Here is a 20,299-nt window from a genome sequence, read left to right on the forward strand (position 1 = left end):
GCCCTTTTGGGGGTTGATTACAAGGGCTTTGGCGCCCGCGCGAATTTGAGGACTTTATGGCTTCTGCTGCTGAACAACTCGCCGCCAATATGAATTTCGGCGCCTTCTCCAAGGCGACCGATCTGCACAAGCGGCTGCTCTTTACGCTCGGCGCTCTGATCGTTTACCGCCTCGGCACCTATGTGCCGCTGCCGGGCATCAACATGGCGGCCTTTACGCAGGCTTTCTCCAGCCAGCAAAACGGCATTTTCGGCATGATGAACATGTTCGCCGGCGGCGCCGTGCAGCGCATGGCCGTCTTCGCGCTGAACCTGATGCCATATATCTCGGCCTCGATCATCATCCAGCTGATGGGCTCCGTCTATGCGCCGTGGGAAAAGCTGCGCAAGGAAGGCGGGGAGGCTGGCCGCAAGCAGCTGAACCAGTATACCCGCTACCTGACCGTCGTCCTGGCCCTGATCCAGTCCTTCGGTATCGCCACGGCCATGCAGACCTCGGGTCTGGTCATCCAGCCGGGCATCTTCTTCATCATCACCGCCATGACCACCTTGACCGGCGGCACGCTGTTCCTGATGTGGCTGGGTGAGCAGATCACCTCTCGCGGCATCGGCAACGGCTCGTCAATGATCATCTTCGCCGGGATCGTGGCCGTGCTGCCGTCGACTGTCGGTCGGCTGTTCTCGATGGGCGCCACGGGCGACATTAATCCGGGCATGCTGATCCTGATCGTGGCCGTGCTCATCGCCGCCATCATCTTCATTGTCTTCATGGAACGCTCGCAGCGCCGTCTGCTGGTGCAGTATCCCAAGCGCCAGGTCGGCAATCGCATCATGGGTGGCGAGTCGTCCTTCATGCCGCTGAAGGTCAATACGGCTGGCGTCATTCCGCCGATCTTTGCCTCGTCGCTGCTGCTGATGCCGACCTCGATCCTGGCCTTCGTCGGCCAGAACCCGGACAAAATCCCGAGCTGGCTGCAATGGCTGCCTTCGATCAGCGCCCAGCTGACGCACGGCCATCCGGTGTTCATGATCCTCTATGCGGCCATGATCATCTTCTTCACCTTCCTCTATACCTCGCTGGTCTTCAATCCGGACGAAACGGCCGAAAACCTGCGCAAGTACGGCGGCTTCCTGCCGGGCATCCGTCCGGGCAAGCGCACCGCCGAATATATGGATTTCGTGCTGACCCGCATCACGGTCATCGGCGCGGCCTACATCACCATCGTCTGTCTGCTGCCGGAATTCCTGATTTCGCAGCTTGGCAACAGCTTCTATTTCGGCGGCACCTCGATCCTGATTGTCGTGACTGTCACCATGGATACCGTGGCGCAGATTCAATCGCATCTGCTGGCGCACCAGTATGATGGCCTGATCAAGAAGTCCAAACTCAAGACCGGCAGCAAGAGTCCTGCCGCCAGCACCCGCGGAAGGATTGGCCGATGAACATCATTTTGTTTGGGCCGCCCGCGGCGGGCAAGGGGACCCAGGCGAAACGTTTGGTTTCGACGCGCGGAATGGTTCAGCTGTCGACCGGGGACATGCTGCGCGCCGCCATCAAGGCGGAAAGCGAACTGGGTCTGAAGGTCAAGGATATCCTGGCGACCGGCGGCCTGGTCTCCGACGAGATCGTTATCGACCTGATCAGGGAAAACCTGCCGGCGGCCGAAGCGGCCGGTGGCGCCATCTTCGACGGTTTCCCGCGCACCGTGGCGCAGGCTGAGGCGCTGGACGCCATGCTGGCCGAGCGTGGCGCGAAGATCGACAAGGTGGTCCGCCTGAAGGTGGACGAGAATGCCCTGGTGACGCGTATTGAAAAGCGCTTCGCCGAAGAGGGCCGTTCGGACGACAACCCGGAAGCCTATAAGGTGCGCCTGGCAGCCTATAACGCCCAGACCGCGCCGCTGCTGCCCTATTATGCGGCGCAGGGCAAGCTCTTCGAAGTCGACGGCATGGGCGCGGTGGAAGACGTCGCTGCCCGTATCGACGGCGCTCTGGCGTAAGAATCTGTCGGTTACTCGAAAGGGAGCCGGCGAGGACGAAAGTCCGAAAATACGAGAGGTTGGGTACTTTCGGGTGTCCAGCATCTGACTAAACTTAAAAAAGTATGACTAACATCTGTTTGTGCTTGCTTTTTTAAAACTTAACCATTGACGGGAGCAAAAACCCTTCTATAAGGGCAGCTTCCGCGAAATCGCGCGTATGAACCACGGCTGAAGGTCAAAGCTTAGCCGTGTGGCATACGTGTCATCTTTCGTTTCAAGAAATGCGTCCCGTTAGCATGGGGGCGCGTTGCAGGAGATACCTCAAGTGGCCCGTATCGCAGGCGTCAACATACCGACCAACAAGCGCGTGAAGATCGCGCTTCAATATATCCACGGCATCGGCGCACACCACGCCGAAGAAATCGTCAAGAAGGTCGGCATCGAAGATGCGCGCCGCGTCAACCAGCTTTCGGACGCCGAAGTGCTGCAGATCCGCGAAACCATCGACCGCGATTACACGGTCGAAGGCGACCTGCGCCGTGAAGTTTCGATGAACATCAAGCGTCTGATGGACCTGGCCTGCTACCGCGGCCTGCGTCACCGTAAGGGCCTGCCGGTCCGCGGCCAGCGCACCCACACCAATGCCCGCACCCGCAAGGGCCCGGCGAAGCCCATCGCCGGCAAGAAGAAGTAAGGAATAGCTGACCAATGGCTAAGGAACCTTCACGCGTTAAAAAGCGCGAGCGCAAGAACATCACTTCGGGTGTGGCTCACGTCAACGCCTCGTTCAACAACACCATGATCACCATCACCGATGCCCAGGGCAATGCGGTGTCGTGGTCGTCGGCCGGCGCCATGGGCTTCAAGGGCTCGCGCAAGTCGACCCCGTATGCTGCCCAGGTGGCGGCGGAAGATGCCGGCAAGAAGGCCATCGAGCATGGCGTCAAGACTCTGGAAGTCAGCGTTGCCGGTCCGGGCTCCGGCCGTGAATCGGCTCTGCGCGCCCTGCAGGCCGTCGGTTTCACCATCACCTCGATCCGTGATGTGACCCCGATCCCGCATAACGGCTGCCGTCCGCCGAAGCGTCGTCGCGTTTAATTTTATTTTCCCTAATTTTCAGTCGCTCTGCCTGATCCGGCAGGGCGACCTTTCCTGTCTTGAGGGACGTAAATGATCGAAAGAAACTGGCAACAGCTTATTCGTCCCGAGAAGCCACAAGTCGAAGCGGGTTCCGACCCTTCGCGCAAGATGCGTCTTGTCGCGGAGCCTCTGGAGCGCGGTTTCGGCGTGACCCTCGGTAACGCGCTGCGTCGCGTACTCCTGTCCTCGCTGCAAGGCGCGGCTGTCACCTCCGTCCAGATCGACGGCGTGGTGCACGAATTCTCCTCCATCGAAGGCGTTCGTGAAGACGTCGTCGACATCATCCTGAACATCAAGCAACTGGCCCTGCGCATGCATGCGGAAGGTCCGAAGCGTATGGTCCTGCGTGCTAATGGCGCCGGCCCGGTTACCGCCGGCCAGATCGATGTTCCGGCCGATATCGAAGTCCTGAACCCCGACCACGTGATCTGCACGCTGGACGAGGGCGCCTCCGTGCGCATGGAATTCACCGTCCAGAACGGCAAGGGCTATGTCCCGGCCGACCGCCTGCGTCCGGAAGACGCGCCGATCGGCCTGATCGCCGTCGACGCCCTCTATTCGCCGGTCAAGAAGGTGGCTTACAAGGTCGAGCCGACCCGTCAGGGCCAGTCACTCGATTACGACAAGCTGGTGCTGGAAGTCGAAACCAATGCTGCTGTCACGCCGGTTGACGCTGTCGCTTTCGCGGCGCGCATCCTGCAGGACCAGCTGCAGATCTTCATCACCTTCGAAGAGCCGAAGGCCCCGGTCGTTGAAGAAGGCAAGCCTGAGCTGCCGTTCAACCCGGCCCTGCTCAAGAAGGTCGACGAACTGGAACTCAGCGTCCGTTCGGCGAACTGCCTGAAGAACGACAACATCGTCTATATCGGCGACCTGATCCTGAAGACGGAATCCGAAATGCTGCGCACGCCGAACTTCGGCCGCAAGTCGCTGAACGAGATCAAGGAAGTCCTGGCTTCCATGAACCTCTCGCTCGGCATGGATATCCCGAACTGGCCGCCGGAAAACGTCGAAGACCTGGCCAAGAAATTCGAAGACCAGATCTAAGATTTTTGATATTATGGGTGAGCCCGGATGAGCGATCGTCCGGGCTCACTATTTATAGGAACTGTTTTTCGGTTCTGACTTGCCGCGAAAGACCAAAACCTTGTCGTGGCAATTTCCTTCCTGAAAAGGAAGGACGTCTGAAACGGGCAGGGGCCGGAGGCCTCGTGACCTTTGTTTTCAGGCTCGTTTTTGGGGTCGCGCACAGCCAGAGTGCGGCGCGATCTTATGGAGAGTATCTCATGCGTCACGGCTCCGGCTATCGCAAACTCGGTCGCACCACCTCGCACCGTATCGCCATGTTCGCCAACATGGCCGCCTCGCTCATCAAGCACGAACAGATCGTCACCACCCTGCCGAAGGCTAAGGAACTGCGTCCCTTCGTCGAAAAGCTGGTTACGCTGGCTAAGTCCGGCACCCTGCACGACCGCCGTATCGCCATCTCGCGCGTGCGTGACGTCGCCCAGGTCGGCAAGCTGTTCGACGTGCTCGGCAAGCGCTATGCTGATCGTAACGGCGGCTATATCCGCATCATGAAGGCCGGTTTCCGCCACGGCGATAACGCCGCCATGGCCATCATCGAGTTCGTCGATCGCGACGAAGCCGCCAAGGGCCTGGACTCCGGTCCGGTGTTCGAAGTCGCCGGCGACGAAGAATAGGACATATCACTCCTCCGGTACGTCAGTGCCGGCAAGGACTAGCGCTCGTTCGCGGCGCTTGAGGATATTAAAAGCCGTCAGGTTTTTCCTGGCGGCTTTTTTACACTTTGGTGACAATGGTTAACGAAAGTGTGATTATTAAGGGATGAAGCGTTATTTCGCATCCGCGGAATTCTCCACTAGCATGAACCTCGTGGACAGGGCCCTGTGTGCCGCGTCCATAGTCATCGCACTATTTAAGGAGGGTACCATGCTTGACGATTTCGCCATCGCCGATCCCGCCGAAGAGACGCTTGAGGCGTCGGGCGATACGGACCTTGACCTGCAGCAGCTTGACGCTGGCCAGGGGGCATCTGCCGTATTTCTGTCTCCTGTGCTGGACCGTATCCGGACCAGCGACTAAGATAACAGCCTTATTTTTTCAGAAACCCCTGGCCCAGGCCGGGGGTTTCTTTTTATTGTCATGGGCCCGCTCTAGATTGGCGCGGTTTCGTGGAGTGCATGATGTTCAGAAAAATCCCGCTTGTTGTGGCCGCTTTGGCCTGTCTGTCCATCGCCTCATGCAGCCATGTGCCCACTGCAGCTCCGGTGGCCGAAACCGCGCTGCCGGGGCCGAAGCTTATCCTCATTTCGATCGACGGTTTCCGTGCCGACTATCTCAAGGAGGGCATCACCCCTAATCTGCAGGCCCTGGCCGATGGCGGCGCCAGCGCGGCGATGCGTCCGTCTTTTCCCAGCCTGACCTTCCCGAACCATTATGCGCTGGTGACTGGCCTGCGGCCCGATCATCACGGCATCGTCAACAACACCATGCGCGACCCGCAGAAGCCGGGCGTCACCTTCAAGCTGTCGAATAAGGAGGCCGTAGCCGACGAATTCTGGTGGGACGATGGCAAGCCCTTGTGGGAAACCGCTCAGGCGCAGGGCGTCAAGGTCGCGACTATGTTCTGGCCCGGTTCCGATGCGGCGATCCATGGCGTGCGCCCGACCTACTGGTTGCCCTATAACGAGCAGCTGTCGAGCGCCGACCGTGTGAAGCAGGTGCTCGATTGGGTCGACCTGCCGGCGGGGGACCGTCCCGGCGCCATCACGCTCTACTATTCGGATGTCGATCACCAGGGACATGATTTCGGCCCCGGCAGTCCGGAAGTCGATGCCGCCTTGCGCGATGTCGATGCGTCCATCGGGCAACTGGTCGACGGCCTGAAGGCGCGCGGCCTCTTTGGCAAGGTCAATCTGGTCATCGTGGCCGATCACGGCATGGCGAAACACAATCCGGAGCGCTTTATCCGTCTTGCCGATATCCTGCCGGCGGATAGTTACGATCTGGTCACCGGCGGTCAGGTGGCCGGTCTGAATCCGAAACCCGGCTACGAGGTCGAGGTCGACAAGGCGCTGATCGAAACGAAGCACGACTATATGCAGTGCTGGCACAAGGCGAAGATTCCGGCGCGCTTCCACTATGGTCACCATCGCCGGGTGCCGGAAATCACCTGCCTGGCGGCGGTCGGTGGCTATATCGTCAGCCCTTCGTCGGACAACTGGATGCCCAAGCCCCAGGGCGGCAGCCACGGTTACGATCCGGCGGCGCCGGAAATGCAGGCCCTGTTCATTGCCAATGGTCCGGCCATCCGCCGCGGCGTGAAGTTGGCGCCCTTCGATAATGTCGACGTCTATTCGCTGGAGACCAAACTGCTGGGCATCAAGGGCGAGCCGAACGATGGCAAGCTGGGGCCGCTCAAACCGGCGCTCTACTGACAAAAGGCGGTAGAGGGTCTTGTATCTGGCAGAACGCGGATTTTTCGCGTACAGGCACAGGATAACCAGAAAGACCGAACATGCCGGAAGCGCCCGCCCATCCCCGTAAAGCCGCCGCCGCCTTTATCCTGGTGACGGTGTTCCTGGATATGTTGTCGATCGGGGTGATCATCCCGGTCCTGCCCAACCTGATCAAGAGCTTCCTGAATGGCTCCGTATCGGAAGCTGGTTTGTGGACCGGCATCTTCGGCGCGGCCTGGGGGCTGGCCCAGTTTCTTTTCACGCCGGTGCAGGGGGGACTGTCGGATGCTATCGGTCGGCGGCCGGTCGTGCTGGCGTCAAACTTTGGCACCGGCGTGGATTTCCTGTTCATGGCCCTGGCGCCCGGCCTGTGGTGGTTGCTAATCGGCCGGATCATTTCCGGCATGACTTCGGCCAGCATCTCGACCGCCTATGCCTATATGAGCGATGTCACGCCGCCGGAAAAGCGCGCCGGCGTCTATGGCCTGATGGGCGCGGCCTTCGGTGTCGGTTTCGTGGTCGGGCCGAGCCTGGGCGGTATACTGGGGGGCGGTCTGAACTGGCAGTTCATCCAGTTCTCAGGCGATCATCACTATCCGTTCTTCTTCGCCGCGATCTTAAGCTTGTGCAACTTCCTTTATGGCTTGTTTGTGCTGCCGGAATCCCTGCCGGAAGACAGACGTAAGCCTTTCAGCTTCCATACGGCCAATCCGCTGGGGGCCATCCGCTTCCTGGCGCGATCGGGGCAGGTGATGCGCCTGTCGCTGATGTATTTCCTGCTGATGTTCGGCCAGAGTGTCTTCCCGACGACCATGGTGCTCTATGCCGATTATCGCTTCGGCTGGGGCGTAACGCAGGTCGGGCTGATGCTGGCCGTAGTCGGCATACTGTCGGCCATCGTGCAGGGGGGGCTGACCGGGCTGGTCACCAGGCGGATTGGCGAACGCAAGGCCATGTATGTTGGTCTTATCGCCTCGCTGATTGCCTACGCAGGTTACGGACTGGCAACGAATGGGCTGATGTTCGTTGCCTTTATCGCCATCGGCTGTCTGGGCGGACTGGCCATGCCGAATATCCAGTCGCTGATGAGCAGCAAGGTCGATCCGAAGGAGCAGGGGACGCTACAGGGCTCGAATATGAGCCTGTCCACCATGGGCAATATCGTGGCGCCGCTGATTTTTGGCCTGGTGCTGGCGACCGTGACCAAGGCGGGGGTGCCCATGGCGTTCAGCGGCGCGGCCTTCCTGCTGGCCGGGGTCTGCACGCTTTTGGCCCTCGGGCTGGCGACAGGGGTGAAGCAGTCGCTGAAGGTTGAAGCAGGGTATAGCGAGGAAACAGCGGAATAATATGGCGCAATCTCGTCGCGCCTCAGCCTTGATACCGCCGCAATAGTTTTTACATTTAAGGCCCTGAGATCAAAAGCTGGGATAATCGAATGAACCTGCGCGCCCCTGTTGTCCTGTCCGCCGCCGCCCTGCTGATGGCCTGCTCGCCGTCTCACAGTCAGGATACCCAGAAATATTCCGGCAGCTTCAGCGACAGCTTGTCCCAGCCCTCCAAGGTGCCGGATAGCGCCATCGGCATGAAGGCCTCGTTTGCGCCGGTCGTGCGCACCGTGGCGCCGGCCGTGGTCAATGTCTATGCCCGCGGTGTGGTGCGCCAGCAGGTCGATCCGTTCTGGCAGATGTTCGGCGCCGTACCGCGCCAGCAGGTCCAGCAGTCGCTTGGCTCCGGCGTGATCGTGCGTAAGGATGGCATTGTCGTCACCAATAACCATGTCGTCGCCGGTGGTCAGCAGTTCATGGTCGTGCTGAACGACCGCCGTGAATATCCCGCCAAGCTGCTGCTGGCCGATGAGCGCACCGACCTCGCGGTTCTGCAGATCGATTCCAAGGAAAGCTTCCCGACCCTCGAAATGGACGATGACCGCAATCTCGAAGTCGGTGACCTGGTCCTGGCCATCGGCAATCCCTTCGGTATCGGTCAGACGGTCACCAATGGCATCATCTCGGCGCTCAACCGCACCGAGGTCGGGCCGGGCGGAGGCTCCTATATCCAGACCGACGCGGCAATCAATCCGGGCAATTCCGGCGGCGCTCTGGTCGATATGAATGGCCGTCTGATCGGCATCAATTCGATGATTGTTTCCGGCTCAGGCTCCTCGGCCGGTGTCGGTTTCGCCATTCCTTCGGCTCTGGTGCGCCGGGTGGTGGACAGCGCCGCCGGCGGCGCCACGCATCTGCAGCGGCCGTGGCTCGGCGCCAAAGGTGACACGGTCACCAGCGATATCGCCAAGAGCCTGGGCATGGACCGTCCGGAGGGCGTGCTGGTATCGGATATCTATGCCGGCGGTCCGGCCGAGCAGGCGGGCCTCAAGACCGGCGATGTCATCCTCAGCATTGACGGCCAGCCGGTCAACGATGCTTCCTCCATGCGCTACCGCATCGATCTCTTGACCCTGGGGCAGATGACCGAGGTGCAGGGCGTGCGCAGCGGAAAGCCGTTTACGATCAAGGTCAAGGCGCAGCCACCTTCGGCGACGCCGGCGCGCGATGAACGTGTCATTGCCGGTAACAATCCCTTTGCCGGGGCCAAGGTGGTCAATCTGTCGCCGGCCGTGGCCGAGGAAGTAGGGGCGGATCCCTTCGACGCGCCCAAGGGCGTGATGGTCTATTCGATCGATTCTTCACGAAGCTATGCGGCGGGTATCGGTCTGCGGGCGGGTGACATCATCAAGTCGGTGAATGGCAAGGCGATCCTGACGACGGCCGATCTCGATGCCGCCACCAAGGCCCCGGCACGCCGCTGGCAGATCAGCATCATGCGCAATGGCCAGATGATCACAGCGACCTTTAGTTAGGTATCGCGCGCAACCACTTTACAAGCCGGGATTCCCTGACAATAGTGCGGCCTTCATTTTCGGGAGGCGTATAATGTTGAAGGTATCCGGTTTGGCTTTGGCTATGGCCCTGATGGCGGGTAGTGCGTTTGCTCAGGAACAGCCCTTGCCAATGCCGGCGCCGGATACACCCGCCTTACCCGCGCCGCAGGATGTCGATTATCCGGGCACGATCCAGCTGCATGTCGATGCCACCGATCTGGAACGTCACATCATCACCATCCACGAGGTCATTCCGGTCTCGGGCGCCGGGCCTCTGGTGTTGCTCCAGCCGAGGTGGCTGCCTGGCACCCATTCGCCGCGCGACAGCGATGTGACCAAGCTGGCCAGCCTGCATGTAATGGCCGGTGGGCAGGAACTGAAGTGGCGCCGCGATGATGTGGCCACCAATGGCTTCCATGTCGAAGTCCCGGCCGGTGTGACCGAGGTTGTGGCCGACTTCCAGTTTCTCTCACCGGTACAGCCTCGCGATGGCCTGATCGTCCACACGCGCAACATGATGGACATGCAGTGGGAAAACGAGAGCCTCTATCCCGCCGGCTATTACACCCGCCGCATTCCGGTGCAGGTGACCCTGACCCTGCCGCAGGGCTGGGGTTATGGCTCGGCTTTGGAAACCGACAAGCGTGCAGGTGACGTGGTTACGTTCAAGCCGATTTCCTACGACAACCTGATCGATTCACCGCTGCTGGCCGGACGCTATTTCAAGCGCTATGACCTCGATCCGGGTTCGAAAGTGCCGGTCTTCCTCGATATCGCCGCCGACGATCCGGCCGATCTGGAGGTGCCGGAAAAGGCCCTGACCATCCAGAAAAACGTGGTGCAGGAGGCCTATAAGCTCTTCGGTGGGCAGCATTACGATCACTACGATATCCTGCTGGCTGTTACTGCTGAGATGGGCGGTATCGGCCTTGAGCACCATCGCTCGTCGGAAAACGCCGTCGAGCCGGGCTATCTGCGCAATGTCGTCGGCAAGGGTTTTGGCCGTTTCATCCCGCCGCACGAATATACCCATAGCTGGGATGGTAAGTTCCGCCGCCCGGCGGGCCAGTTCACGCCGACCTTCCAGGAACCGATGCGCGATGAACTGCTCTGGGTCTACGAGGGCGGCACGACCTATTGGGGGGAACTGCTGGAAAGTCGCGCTGGGCTCTATAATTTCGACCAGCGCCTGCAGATGATGGCGGTGACCATGGCAAGTTACGACCTCCTGCCGGCGCGTGAGTGGCGCGATCTGCAGGATACGACCTATGATCCGATCATTTCCAATCGCGAGCCGAAATCGTGGCCCACCTGGCAGCGCTCTGAGGACTATTATGCCGAGGGCGGCCTGATCTGGCTCGATGCCGATACCCTGATCCGCGAGAAGACCAACGGCAAGAAATCGCTCGACGATTTCGCCAAGGCCTTCTTCAACGTCCATAACGGTTCTTATCTGCCCGCACCCTACACATTTGATGATGTGGTGGCGTCGCTGAATTCGGTCTATCCATATGACTGGGCCACCTTTCTGAAGACGCGGCTGGAGCGCACCGGAAAAGGGGCACCGCTCGATGGTCTGGCCCGCGGCGGCTACAAACTGGTCTATGACGATACGCCCTCCGACTATCTCAAAAGCACAGAGGCCAAGCGCGGCGCCAATTTCGGCTATAGCCTGGGTCTGAGTATCGGCAAGGATGGCAGTATCCGCGACGTGTTGTGGAACGGTCTCGGCTTCAAGGCCGGTCTGACGGCGGGCATGAAGGTCATTGCCGTCAATGATCGCGCCTATGATGGCGATCGCCTGAAGGACCTGATCACGACGGCCCACAAGCCGGGCAATACCGACCGGATTACCTTGCTGGTCCAGGACGGTGAATATTTCCGCACCATCCCCTTCGATTATCATGACGGTCTGCGCTATCCGCATCTGGAGCGTATCGCGGGCACGACCGACTGGCTCAAGCCGATTTACGGCGCCGAGGATAAGCCGGTAAAGGGAAAATAATTGGCGAAAAACGTTAACGCACGTTAACCTCTTCGATGCGGCGAATCGTTGGCCGCACCGGAGGCCGGATTGAATTTTGCAGCCACAGGACAGGTTGAAACACGGGCCAGCGCCTATTGGCGTCAGCGCGTGCAGGCGGTCGAGCCGGTCGCTGGTCAGGCCCGGCGCAATGCCGCCCATCGTCCGGATGCGGACGGAGAGGACGGCCATGGGCCGGCGCTGTATGTCACCTTGTCGCCTATAGGCCAGGCACAGCTTGACACTCTGAGGGGCGAACTGGCCGCACAGCGGGCGAATCGTTAATTTTGCCTTCCCACGCCGGGCAGGATGTTCTATATTTGTTTCATGTCGAAAGCGCCTATTGCCGATCTGTTCGGCGCCCCCGAACCGTCGCTGAGAAGCGCCCAAATTGCCGCAATGCCGCAGGTCGATGAGGCCGCCAAGCCGCTGGCGGATCGCCTGCGCCCGAAGACGTTGGCTGAAGTGGTGGGGCAGGATCATGTGCTGGGCAGCGGCGGGGCGATTGCGCGTGTGATCGAACGCGGGTTCCTGCCGAGCCTGATCCTGTGGGGACCGCCGGGCGTTGGCAAGACAACCATTGCGCGCTTGCTGGCCGAGGCGGCGGGTTATGAATTCCAGCAGATTTCCGCTGTCTTTTCCGGCGTCGCCGATCTGAAGAAAGCCTTCGAGCAGGCGCAGTTCCGCCACTCGCAAGGCGCGCGCACGGTTCTGTTTGTCGATGAGATTCATCGTTTCAATCGCGCCCAGCAGGACAGTTTCCTGCCCTATGTCGAGGCCGGCGTGGTCACCCTGATCGGCGCCACGACCGAGAATCCGTCGTTTGAGCTGAATGGCGCGCTTCTGTCGCGCTGCCAGGTGTTTGTGCTAAAGCGTCTGGATGAGGCGGCGCTGGATCAGCTCATCGCCCGTGCCGAGGCGCACCTGGGTCACAAATTGCCGCTGATGCCGGACGCCTATGAAACGCTGAAATTGCTGAGCGATGGTGACGGGCGCTATACGCTAAGTTTGGTCGAGTCGCTGGACCATATGGGCTTTGAGGAACCGCTCGACAGCGAGGGCCTGCTGGCCCATCTGCAAAAGCGCCGGCCGAACCACGACAAGGACCGGGAAGGGCACTACAACCTGATCTCTGCCCTGCATAAATCGGTGCGCGGTTCCGATCCGGATGCGGCGCTTTACTGGCTGGCGCGGATGCTGAATGGCGGTGACGATCCGCTGTTTATCGCCCGGCGCCTGATCCGCATGGCCTCGGAAGATATCGGCAATGCCGATCCGATGTCGCTGCTAATGTGTAATGCGGCGCGCGATACCTATGAGGTGCTGGGCTCTCCGGAAGGCGAACTGGCTCTGGCGCAGGCCGTGGTCCATATGGCCGCCGCGCCGAAATCCAACAGCGTCTATACGGCCTTCAAGGCGGCGACACGGCTGGCCAAGGAAACCGGTCATCTCGATCCGCCGGCGGTGATCCTCAATGCCCCGACCAAGCTGATGAAGGATATCGGCTATGGCGCGGGCTATATCTATGATCCGGACGATCCCGATGGCTTCTCAGGCCAGAACTATTTCCCCGATGGTATGAAACGTCCGAAGTTTTACGATCCCAAGGGCGACGGTCACGAGGGCAAGACGAAACAACGGCTTGAATACTGGGCCGATCTGCGCGAGAAAAAGCAGAAAGCACGTGGAGGGAACTAGCGCAATTCAGGGGGAAAAATGATCTTATTTTTTGTACCGTTCGTGGCTGCTTTGGCGTTTGTTATCGCGGTTATTGTTTTTGGCGGAGCGTTTGCTTTTGTTCGTAAGCCCTCCCAACTGCCAAACCGCTTTGGTTCGGAATCTGCAACCGGAAATCCGCTTGAGGCAATTATATCCGGTTTCCGACGGGCGATTGATTTTCAGGGACGTGCCAATCGGATGGATTTCTGGGCCTTTGCCGTATTTGTGGCGTTACTGTGCACGGTTCCCATAATTGTCATTATAGCCAGCGTCTATATGAACGAGCGATCATGGACCTGGAGTTTATTCAGCGTATGGCTTTGGCCTGCCCTTGCTATTCCGAGCTTAACCGTAGCTGTCCGGCGATTGCATGATGTCAATAGAAGCGGATGGTGGGTATTGCTGCTATGCGTTTTCGGCTGGTTTGTGCTGCTGTATTGGTTTTTACAGCCGTCACAAAAAGAAACGGCTGAATTATTTTGACCTGATGCTTTGCTGGCGTTAGGCATCCGCCTATGTCCAAACACTCCCCTCAGCATCGTCAGGCGCTCGCCAGCGGCCGCTCGCGTCCGCCGCAAAAGAGCAAGAGCGATAACCCACGCAAGGGGCCGCGTCTGATTCCGGACGTGGATCAGGCATGGGTTAAATCGATGATCGTTTACGAAGATGACCTGATTATGGGCTTCAACAAGCCCTCTGGTCTGTCTTCGCAGGGCGGACGCGGCGGCGGAAACAATCTCGACGACATGATGTGGACCTTCGTCAAGCCGAGCGGTCGCCGGCCCATGCTGATCCATCGCCTGGACCGCGATACTTCCGGCATATTGCTGGTGGCCAAGACACAGCCGGCGACCTCCTATCTTGGCAAGGCGATGATCCGCAGGGCCTTTGCCAAGACCTATCTGGCCGTGGTCGGCAATCCGCATAATCTGCCGGACGAGGGCGTGATCCGTTTCCCGCTGCGGCGCGAGGAGATCGGTCGTGAAGCCTATAGCCGGGTCTGCGACACCGATCATCCGGAGGGGCAGAGCGCCGAAACGGCCTACACGGTACTGTCGCGCACCGATGAGGCCGCTCTGGTGCGCTGCGAGCCGCATACTGGCCGTATGCACCAGATTCGCGTCCATCTGGCGGAAATGGGGTCGCCGATTGCCGGTGACATCCGCTATGGCGGCGCGCTGTCCCTGGGCGGCGTGGCCGTGCCGCGGCTGATGCTGCACGCCCTGCGCCTGACCTTTCCGCATCCGGACGGGCGGGGTGAGTTCACGCTGGAAGCGCCGGTGCCGGAAGATATGGCCCGGCTGTGCCGCGAGATCGGCCTCGATCTACCCTGAGCCTTTTTGCTTTTCGCCTGTGCCGTCATAGTATAAGGGCAAGGTAACGTAACCGGAGCCGCCTATGAATTCGAAGATCGACTGGAGCGAACTGTTTTTCTCGTCCACCGGACGGGCCGGGCAGGTGCCATCGATCATAGCCGGCATTGTCCTGCTGGTGGCGTTCGCCTTCTACCGCTCGGTTGTCAGTGGTGCGCTGGAGTTCCTGAACTGGATCGTCTATCCCGTGTTGCTCTATTGCGGCGCTTGCGTGCTTTCGAAGCGCCTGCATGATCGCGGCCGGTCCGGCTGGTGGGCGGCGGTGATCCTGTTGGCCCTTGTCATGGTGCTGCCGCGTCCGCAGGGCTTTTTCGATTTTGTGGCCGGGCTGGTTCTGGTCTGGGCGTTGATCGACCTGTGCGTCATGCCCGGTGAGCGCGGCGATAACCGCTATGGGCCAACGCTCTTTCGTCTGACGTCGAGCGAAGGCTAGGCCTTCGCTTCCACCGGCCCGAAGATCGCCTCGAAGCTCGATTTCAGCGCATAATCCACCTCGTCCATGCTGACGGGAAGGCCGAGATCGAGCAGGCTGGTGACGCCGTGCTCGGTAATGCCGCAAGGCACAATACCCTCGAAATGTGACAGGTCCGGTTCGACATTCAGGCTGATGCCGTGGAAGCTGACCCAGCGGCGCAGTTTGATGCCGATGGCGGCAATCTTGTCTTCAGTCAGAGGCTCGTAGCCCTTGTCGCGACGTTCGACCCAGACCCCGACGCGGCCGTCACGGATATGGCCTTCAACATTGAATCGCCAAAGGGTGGCGATGATCCATTGCTCCAGGGCTTCCACAAAAGCCCGGACGTCCTTTTGCCGGCGATTCAGGTCGAGCATGACATAGACCACGCGCTGACCGGGGCCGTGATAGGTGTATTGCCCGCCGCGCCCGGCCTCGAAGACCTCGAAGCGGTCGGGTGCGATCAGGTCTTCGGGCTTGGCTGAAACCCCGGCCGTATAGAGCGGGGGGTGCTCGACCAGCCAGACAAGCTCGCGCGCCTGGCCTTCGTGGATGGCTGCCACGCGGGCTTCCATGGCCGCCAGGGCTTCGGGATAGTGCACTGGCGCGGGGGCGATGACCCATTCCGGTGTTTCACTGTCGATCCGGCCGAAAGGCGGGGTATTTTCGTCGGGATTTAACGTCTCGGAAAGCATGTCGCTTCAATGTGTCATAAGTTGTTAAGAGGCAAGGCCCTAATATAGGAAGCCGGTCTTCGGGTGTGGGTGTTAAAGGCTAAATTCGCGTGACAAATTCGCAGGTGGGGGCGGTTCCCGTCGAAATTTCGGTTCTGCTTGGCCGTTCGGTCCTGCCTATGGCGCAACTCCTGCGCATGGGCCGTGGCGCGGTGATTCCGCTCGATGCCCACGAACATGACGAGGTGTGGATCCTTGCCAACAACCATCCGGTGGCGCGCGGCGAAATCCAGATTTTCGAGGAAAAGATTTCGATTGTGGTGACCCGCCAGGCCAATGTCTATGACTTTATGGCAATCGGATCGTAAGCGCGCCCGCTAATAATTTGGGATAGTGCAACAAATTTACGATTAAGGGCTTCCCAAAGCGTAAAAGTGTTGCTATCTGCGCCCCTCTCCGGATGGCGTGCGGTCATGGCGGAATTGGTAGACGCGCAGCGTTGAGGTCGCTGTGGGGCAACCCGTGGAAGTTCGAGTCTTCTTGACCGCACCAATCCGGAGATCATTTTTGAGGCATACGCGGTAGCGTCTGAATGGGGAGCCTGAGCGATGAGCCAGAAGTCCGAAACCCCTCAAAAAACGGATATTCCCGATAATGAAACCCTTGTCGCGGCCGCGCCCGTAAAAGAGCGCCGTGATCTCGAAGATATTGACGCCGAGCTGATTACGCCCGAGCAGATCGAGGACTTCGCGCTCAAGGACGATTACGCCCTTAATCCGCACTATATCTCCCTGGTCATCGATGCCGCCGATCGTGGCGATGGCCTGCGCCTGCGCGAGCTGCTGGACGCCCTGCATTACGCCGATATCGCCGACTTGTTGGGTTTCCTGTCGGAAGACTACCGCGAGGAAGTCATTCCATGGATTCCCTCCGACGCCCTGGCCGATATCCTGCCGGAACTGGACGACGACATCCGCGAGGAAGTCATCGAGAGCATGCACACGGCCGATATCGCCGAGGTGCTGCAGGAACTCGATTCGGACGACGCTGCCGCGGTTTTCGAGGACCTGGAAGAAGACCAGCAGAAAGCCGTTCTGGCCGCCATGCCGGAATCCGAGCGTGAGGCCATCGTCACCTCGCTGGGTTTTGAAGAAGAAACCGCCGGCCGCCTGATGCAGCGCGAGGTCATGGCGGCGCCGAGCTTTTGGACCGTGGGCCATGCCATCGACCATATGCGCGAAGCCGGCGACGACCTGCCGGAACTGTTCTTCGATATCTATGTCATCGATCCCTCGCACAAGCCGGTGGGGGCGATCGCCGTCTCGGTGCTGATGCGTTCGAAGCGCGATATGGTGCTGTCAAACCTCATGGACCCGACGACGGAAATCACCGTCGACATGGACCAGGAGGAGGTGGCCTATATCTTCGAGAAGTACCACCTGATTTCGGCGCCGGTCGTGGACCAGTCCGGGCGGCTGGTCGGGCAGATCACGGTCGACGACATCGTTAACATCATTCAGGCCGAAAACCGCGAAGACATCCTGGCGCTTGGTGGTGTGTCCGATATCGAAGGGCGCGACACCGATATCACCGCCATGGTGAAATCGCGCCTGCCGTGGCTGCTGATCAATCTGGTGACGGCCTTCGCTTCGGTGACGGTGATCAACGCCTTCCAGGGGGAAATCGTCAAGATGGTCGTTCTGGCCACCCTGATGCCGATTGTGGCGTCGATTGGCGGCAATTTCGGCACTCAAGCCCTGACCGTGGCCGTGCGGGCCCTGTCAGCGCGCGAACTGACGGCGGCTAACGCCATGCGGACCCTGGGGCGCGAAATCCTGTCAGGCCTGCTGATTGGCGGCTGCGTCGGTCTGGGACTGGCGGCGGTGGTGCTGATATTCTGGCATGATTACCGGCTGGCGGTGGTTATCGCCGGGGCGACCATGATCAATTTCACCATGGCGGCCCTGGGGGGCACCCTGATACCGATGGGCGCTTCCAAAATGGGCATGGACCCGGCCGGCGCCTCGCCGATCTTTGTCACTTTGGTGACGGATTTCTGCGGCTATTTCAGTTTCTTAGGGCTGGCGGCGATAATTCTCTTGTAGTGCTCAAACGGTCTGTGGTTTGCTAGATTTGCACACAGAGCCCGAAAACTGTCTTGTTTTGGGGCAGTTTGTGTTTGAGCCTTGTGGAGTCGATCCGAAGGCTGGATTCAGGGACTGGGATTTCGGATGAGAGCGCGTCAAAAAGTTTCCCGCGCGGGGGTAGAGCTCATCAAGAGTTTTGAAGGCCTGCGCACAAGCGCGGCGCGTCTTCCTGACGGCCGCTGGACCCTGGGCTATGGCCACACCTTTTCCGCTCGCGAAGGCGCCCGGGTTACTCAGGAAGATGCCGACGCCCTGCTGCGTTTCGACTTGCTGCCGGTGGTGGACGCCATCAATAATCTGGTACTGACGCCGCTCAACCAGAACCAGTTCGACGCTCTTGTCTCATTCTGCTTCAATATCGGTGTTGAGAATTTCGGCCAGTCGACCGTTCTGAAACGCATCAATGAGGGCAAGCTCAGCGAAGCCGCCCTGGCCATGGATAGCTGGCGTTCGGCCGAGTTCAACGGTCAGACCTATGTGCTGGCGCCGCTGATCCGTCGCCGCGCCGCCGAAAAGGACCTGTTCCAGACGCCGGACGAGATCAGCCATCAGGCCGCCGTTCTGGGCCGGCCGGTGGAAGACGTGACGCCCATTACACCGGCCCCTTCGGCGCCCATAGCTTCGACGTCTGCGCCTGAAGCCAGCCTCATCAATCCCTATGCCGCCGTGCCGCAGCGTCAGGTTATTGACCTCGGCGCGGGAGAGCCTGCGCACCCGACGATCGACATGCAGGCCGCCATTGCGCGCGCCCAGGCCGAGCTGCGCGAGGAAAACCTGCGCCAGGAGGCGTTGAAACTCGAAGCGCAGCGCCAGGCCGAGGCCTTGGCGGCGGCGCGGACCGCCGAAGAGGCGCGTATCCGCGAGGCAGCGCGCCTGCAGGAAATGCAGCGGCTTGAAGCCGCCAAGGAAGCCGCCCGGCTGGAGGCTGCCAGAGAGGCAGCGCGATTTGAAGCCGCCAGACAGGAAGCGATCAGACAAGAGGCTGCGCGTCAGGAGGCTGTCAGGCTGGAAGCGGCGAAGCTGGAACAGCAGCGCCTCGAACAATGGCGACTGGAGCAGGCGCGACTAGAGGCGGCCAGAGAAGCTGAACGTGCGGAAGCCGCGCGCCTGGAAACCATCCGCGCCGAGGCGATCCGCCAGGAACAGATCCGTCAGGAGCAGGTCCGCGCCGAGCAGGCCAGGCTTGAGGCTGAAAGGCTTGAGTCTGAAAAAGCGGAAGCCGCACGCCTTGAAAACGAGCGCCTGGAAGCCGAGCGTCTTGAGGCGGAAAAAGTCGAGGCGGCCCGTCAGGCAGCCGAACGCGCTGAAAAGGACCGTCTCGCCGCCGAGCAGGCCAGATTTGAGGAAGAGCGCCTTGAAAACGAACGCCTTGAAAACGAACGCAAGGCGCATGAGCAAAAGGAAGCCGAGCAGGCCCGCCTTGCGAAGGAACAACTGGCGAAGGAACAGCTGGCGCGCGAAGCCGCCAATGCTCAACCCGTGGAAGACGAGGCCGAGAAGGCGCGCAAGGCCGAGGCCGCTGCCGCGCTGATGCGCCTCTATTCGCCCTATGGCGGTGGCAGCCTGGGGCGTCCGCTGACGCCTCCGCCTGCCGCGAAGTCAGTCACGCCGCCGGAGCCGCAACCCGCACCTGTGCCGGTCGTGGACGCCGCACCTGCCGCGGAATTCATCAATCACAGCGTCATTTCCCCGTCGCCGGTCGAGAATACGCCGTTCGAGCTTTCCGCCCGCGCGGAAGAGGTGCCTGCGCAGGCTGAACCCGAGCCCGAGCCGGAAGACGAATCGTCTTCGGTCGTGGATTTCAATCCGGTGGGCTCGCCCTCCACCATGCCGCCGCCGGTGATTACGGCGCTGAACCCTTACGCCAGGCCGATCCCGGCCGCTACCCTGGCGGCCGCTGAAACCGTGGTCGAGGTGGCGCGCCCGGCAGCGGTCGATCTGTCGGCTGAGGCCCCCAACCTGAACTGGCGCGAGCAATTGCAGCGTCCGCTGCCGCAGGATTATCAGGCGCCGGAAGCAGCGGCTGAGGCGGCGGAACCGGAACAGCCCTTCCTGCGCGCCGGCCCGTCATCCAATTTTCAGACCGCGGCCTATGAGGACGACACCGAAACCTGGATGATGAACGGTGATCGCATCGCCGTTTCCGCCGAAGAGGGCGAGGAAGAGCACGAAACCCTGTGGCAGATGTTCATCAAGACCCTATGGTGGATCATCATTAGCGCCATCGGCCTGGGCTGCCTCGGCGTCGCCACTGGCGCCTGGTGGCAGGCTACCCATGACCAGACGGTGATCCGCAACGGCATGGTGGACAGCTATACCTTTATCTCGATCGGCACGGCTGCGCTCGGCATCCTGTTCGTCTCGATCTCGGTCTGGCTGATCATGAAGCGGCTTGGTGGATTGAAGGATTAAGGCGACCTCGGGG

20 protein-coding genes and 1 tRNA gene are annotated in these 20,299 nt (G+C 60.5%); 20 read left to right on the top strand and 1 reads right to left on the bottom strand.

Annotated elements, in window-relative coordinates:
* Positions 1–56: 56 nt before the first annotated feature.
* The 16 genes from secY (at position 57) to QM647_RS17405 (ending at position 15,032) form a co-directional block, all read left to right on the top strand.
* Positions 57–1,442, top strand: coding sequence for a preprotein translocase subunit SecY (gene secY, locus QM647_RS17330; protein ID WP_414996807.1), 1,386 nt, complete (start codon positions 57–59; stop codon positions 1,440–1,442).
* A complete protein-coding gene (locus QM647_RS17335) occupies positions 1,439–1,999 on the top strand; it encodes an adenylate kinase (RefSeq protein WP_414996808.1) in 561 nt (186 codons plus the stop codon). The genes secY and QM647_RS17335 overlap by 4 nt, the downstream gene beginning before the upstream one ends.
* Positions 2,000–2,306: 307 nt before the next feature.
* On the top strand, positions 2,307–2,675 hold the full coding sequence (rpsM, locus tag QM647_RS17340) for a 30S ribosomal protein S13 (RefSeq protein WP_414996809.1): 369 nt from the start codon (positions 2,307–2,309) through the stop codon (positions 2,673–2,675).
* 14 nt (positions 2,676–2,689) lie between these two features.
* Positions 2,690–3,079 (top strand): 30S ribosomal protein S11, encoded by a 390-nt coding sequence (gene rpsK / locus QM647_RS17345; protein ID WP_414996810.1) that lies wholly within the window; start codon positions 2,690–2,692, stop codon positions 3,077–3,079.
* Positions 3,080–3,151: 72 nt separating this feature from the next.
* The gene (locus QM647_RS17350; RefSeq protein ID WP_414996811.1) at positions 3,152–4,168 is read left to right on the top strand and encodes a DNA-directed RNA polymerase subunit alpha; all 1,017 of its coding nucleotides are present in this window, start codon (positions 3,152–3,154) and stop codon (positions 4,166–4,168) included.
* Between the two features lie 239 nt (positions 4,169–4,407).
* Entirely contained in the window at positions 4,408–4,824 is a 417-nt protein-coding gene (gene rplQ / locus QM647_RS17355; protein WP_414996812.1) for a 50S ribosomal protein L17, read from the top strand.
* Positions 4,825–5,074: 250 nt separating this feature from the next.
* Positions 5,075–5,227, top strand: a complete 153-nt coding sequence (locus QM647_RS17360) for a hypothetical protein (RefSeq protein WP_414996813.1) — start codon at positions 5,075–5,077, stop codon at positions 5,225–5,227.
* A gap of 101 nt (positions 5,228–5,328) precedes the next feature.
* Positions 5,329–6,582, top strand: a complete 1,254-nt coding sequence (locus tag QM647_RS17365) for an ectonucleotide pyrophosphatase/phosphodiesterase (RefSeq protein WP_414996814.1) — start codon at positions 5,329–5,331, stop codon at positions 6,580–6,582.
* 80 nt (positions 6,583–6,662) lie between these two features.
* The gene (locus QM647_RS17370) at positions 6,663–7,949 is read left to right on the top strand and encodes a TCR/Tet family MFS transporter (protein ID WP_414996815.1); all 1,287 of its coding nucleotides are present in this window, start codon (positions 6,663–6,665) and stop codon (positions 7,947–7,949) included.
* An 89-nt stretch (positions 7,950–8,038) separates the two neighbouring features.
* Positions 8,039–9,463: a Do family serine endopeptidase gene (locus tag QM647_RS17375; protein WP_414996816.1), complete on the top strand. Its 1,425-nt coding sequence runs from the start codon at positions 8,039–8,041 to the stop codon at positions 9,461–9,463.
* Positions 9,464–9,536: 73 nt separating this feature from the next.
* Positions 9,537–11,489: a M61 family metallopeptidase gene (locus QM647_RS17380; RefSeq protein WP_414996817.1), complete on the top strand. Its 1,953-nt coding sequence runs from the start codon at positions 9,537–9,539 to the stop codon at positions 11,487–11,489.
* A 69-nt stretch (positions 11,490–11,558) separates the two neighbouring features.
* The gene (locus tag QM647_RS17385; RefSeq protein ID WP_414996818.1) at positions 11,559–11,792 is read left to right on the top strand and encodes a hypothetical protein; all 234 of its coding nucleotides are present in this window, start codon (positions 11,559–11,561) and stop codon (positions 11,790–11,792) included.
* A gap of 114 nt (positions 11,793–11,906) precedes the next feature.
* Positions 11,907–13,205: a replication-associated recombination protein A gene (locus QM647_RS17390; RefSeq protein WP_414996905.1), complete on the top strand. Its 1,299-nt coding sequence runs from the start codon at positions 11,907–11,909 to the stop codon at positions 13,203–13,205.
* A gap of 18 nt (positions 13,206–13,223) precedes the next feature.
* A complete protein-coding gene (locus QM647_RS17395) occupies positions 13,224–13,709 on the top strand; it encodes a DUF805 domain-containing protein (RefSeq protein WP_414996819.1) in 486 nt (161 codons plus the stop codon).
* A gap of 32 nt (positions 13,710–13,741) precedes the next feature.
* Entirely contained in the window at positions 13,742–14,560 is an 819-nt protein-coding gene (locus QM647_RS17400) for an RluA family pseudouridine synthase (RefSeq protein WP_414996820.1), read from the top strand.
* Between the two features lie 64 nt (positions 14,561–14,624).
* Complete coding sequence (locus QM647_RS17405; protein WP_414996821.1) at positions 14,625–15,032, top strand: DUF805 domain-containing protein; 408 nt, start codon at positions 14,625–14,627, stop codon at positions 15,030–15,032.
* Here QM647_RS17405 and lipB read toward each other — a convergent pair.
* Positions 15,029–15,748, bottom strand: a complete 720-nt coding sequence (lipB, locus tag QM647_RS17410) for a lipoyl(octanoyl) transferase LipB (RefSeq protein ID WP_414996822.1) — start codon at positions 15,746–15,748, stop codon at positions 15,029–15,031. The two genes, QM647_RS17405 and lipB, sit on opposite strands and share 4 nt — an antisense overlap.
* Positions 15,749–15,837: 89 nt before the next feature.
* Here lipB and QM647_RS17415 point away from each other — a divergent pair, with 89 nt between their 5' ends.
* The 4 genes from QM647_RS17415 to QM647_RS17430 all read left to right on the top strand — a co-directional run bounded on the left by QM647_RS17415 (position 15,838) and on the right by QM647_RS17430 (position 20,286).
* On the top strand, positions 15,838–16,095 hold the full coding sequence (locus QM647_RS17415) for a FliM/FliN family flagellar motor switch protein (protein WP_414996823.1): 258 nt from the start codon (positions 15,838–15,840) through the stop codon (positions 16,093–16,095).
* Between the two features lie 99 nt (positions 16,096–16,194).
* Positions 16,195–16,279, top strand: a tRNA-Leu gene (locus tag QM647_RS17420).
* A 56-nt stretch (positions 16,280–16,335) separates the two neighbouring features.
* On the top strand, positions 16,336–17,832 hold the full coding sequence (gene mgtE, locus QM647_RS17425; protein WP_414996824.1) for a magnesium transporter: 1,497 nt from the start codon (positions 16,336–16,338) through the stop codon (positions 17,830–17,832).
* A gap of 126 nt (positions 17,833–17,958) precedes the next feature.
* Positions 17,959–20,286, top strand: a complete 2,328-nt coding sequence (locus QM647_RS17430) for a glycoside hydrolase family protein (protein ID WP_414996825.1) — start codon at positions 17,959–17,961, stop codon at positions 20,284–20,286.
* The last annotated feature ends 13 nt before the right edge of the window (positions 20,287–20,299 follow it).

Origin of the sequence: Asticcacaulis sp. (assembly GCF_047605585.1) — a bacterium.
GTDB lineage: Bacteria > Pseudomonadota > Alphaproteobacteria > Caulobacterales > Caulobacteraceae > Asticcacaulis.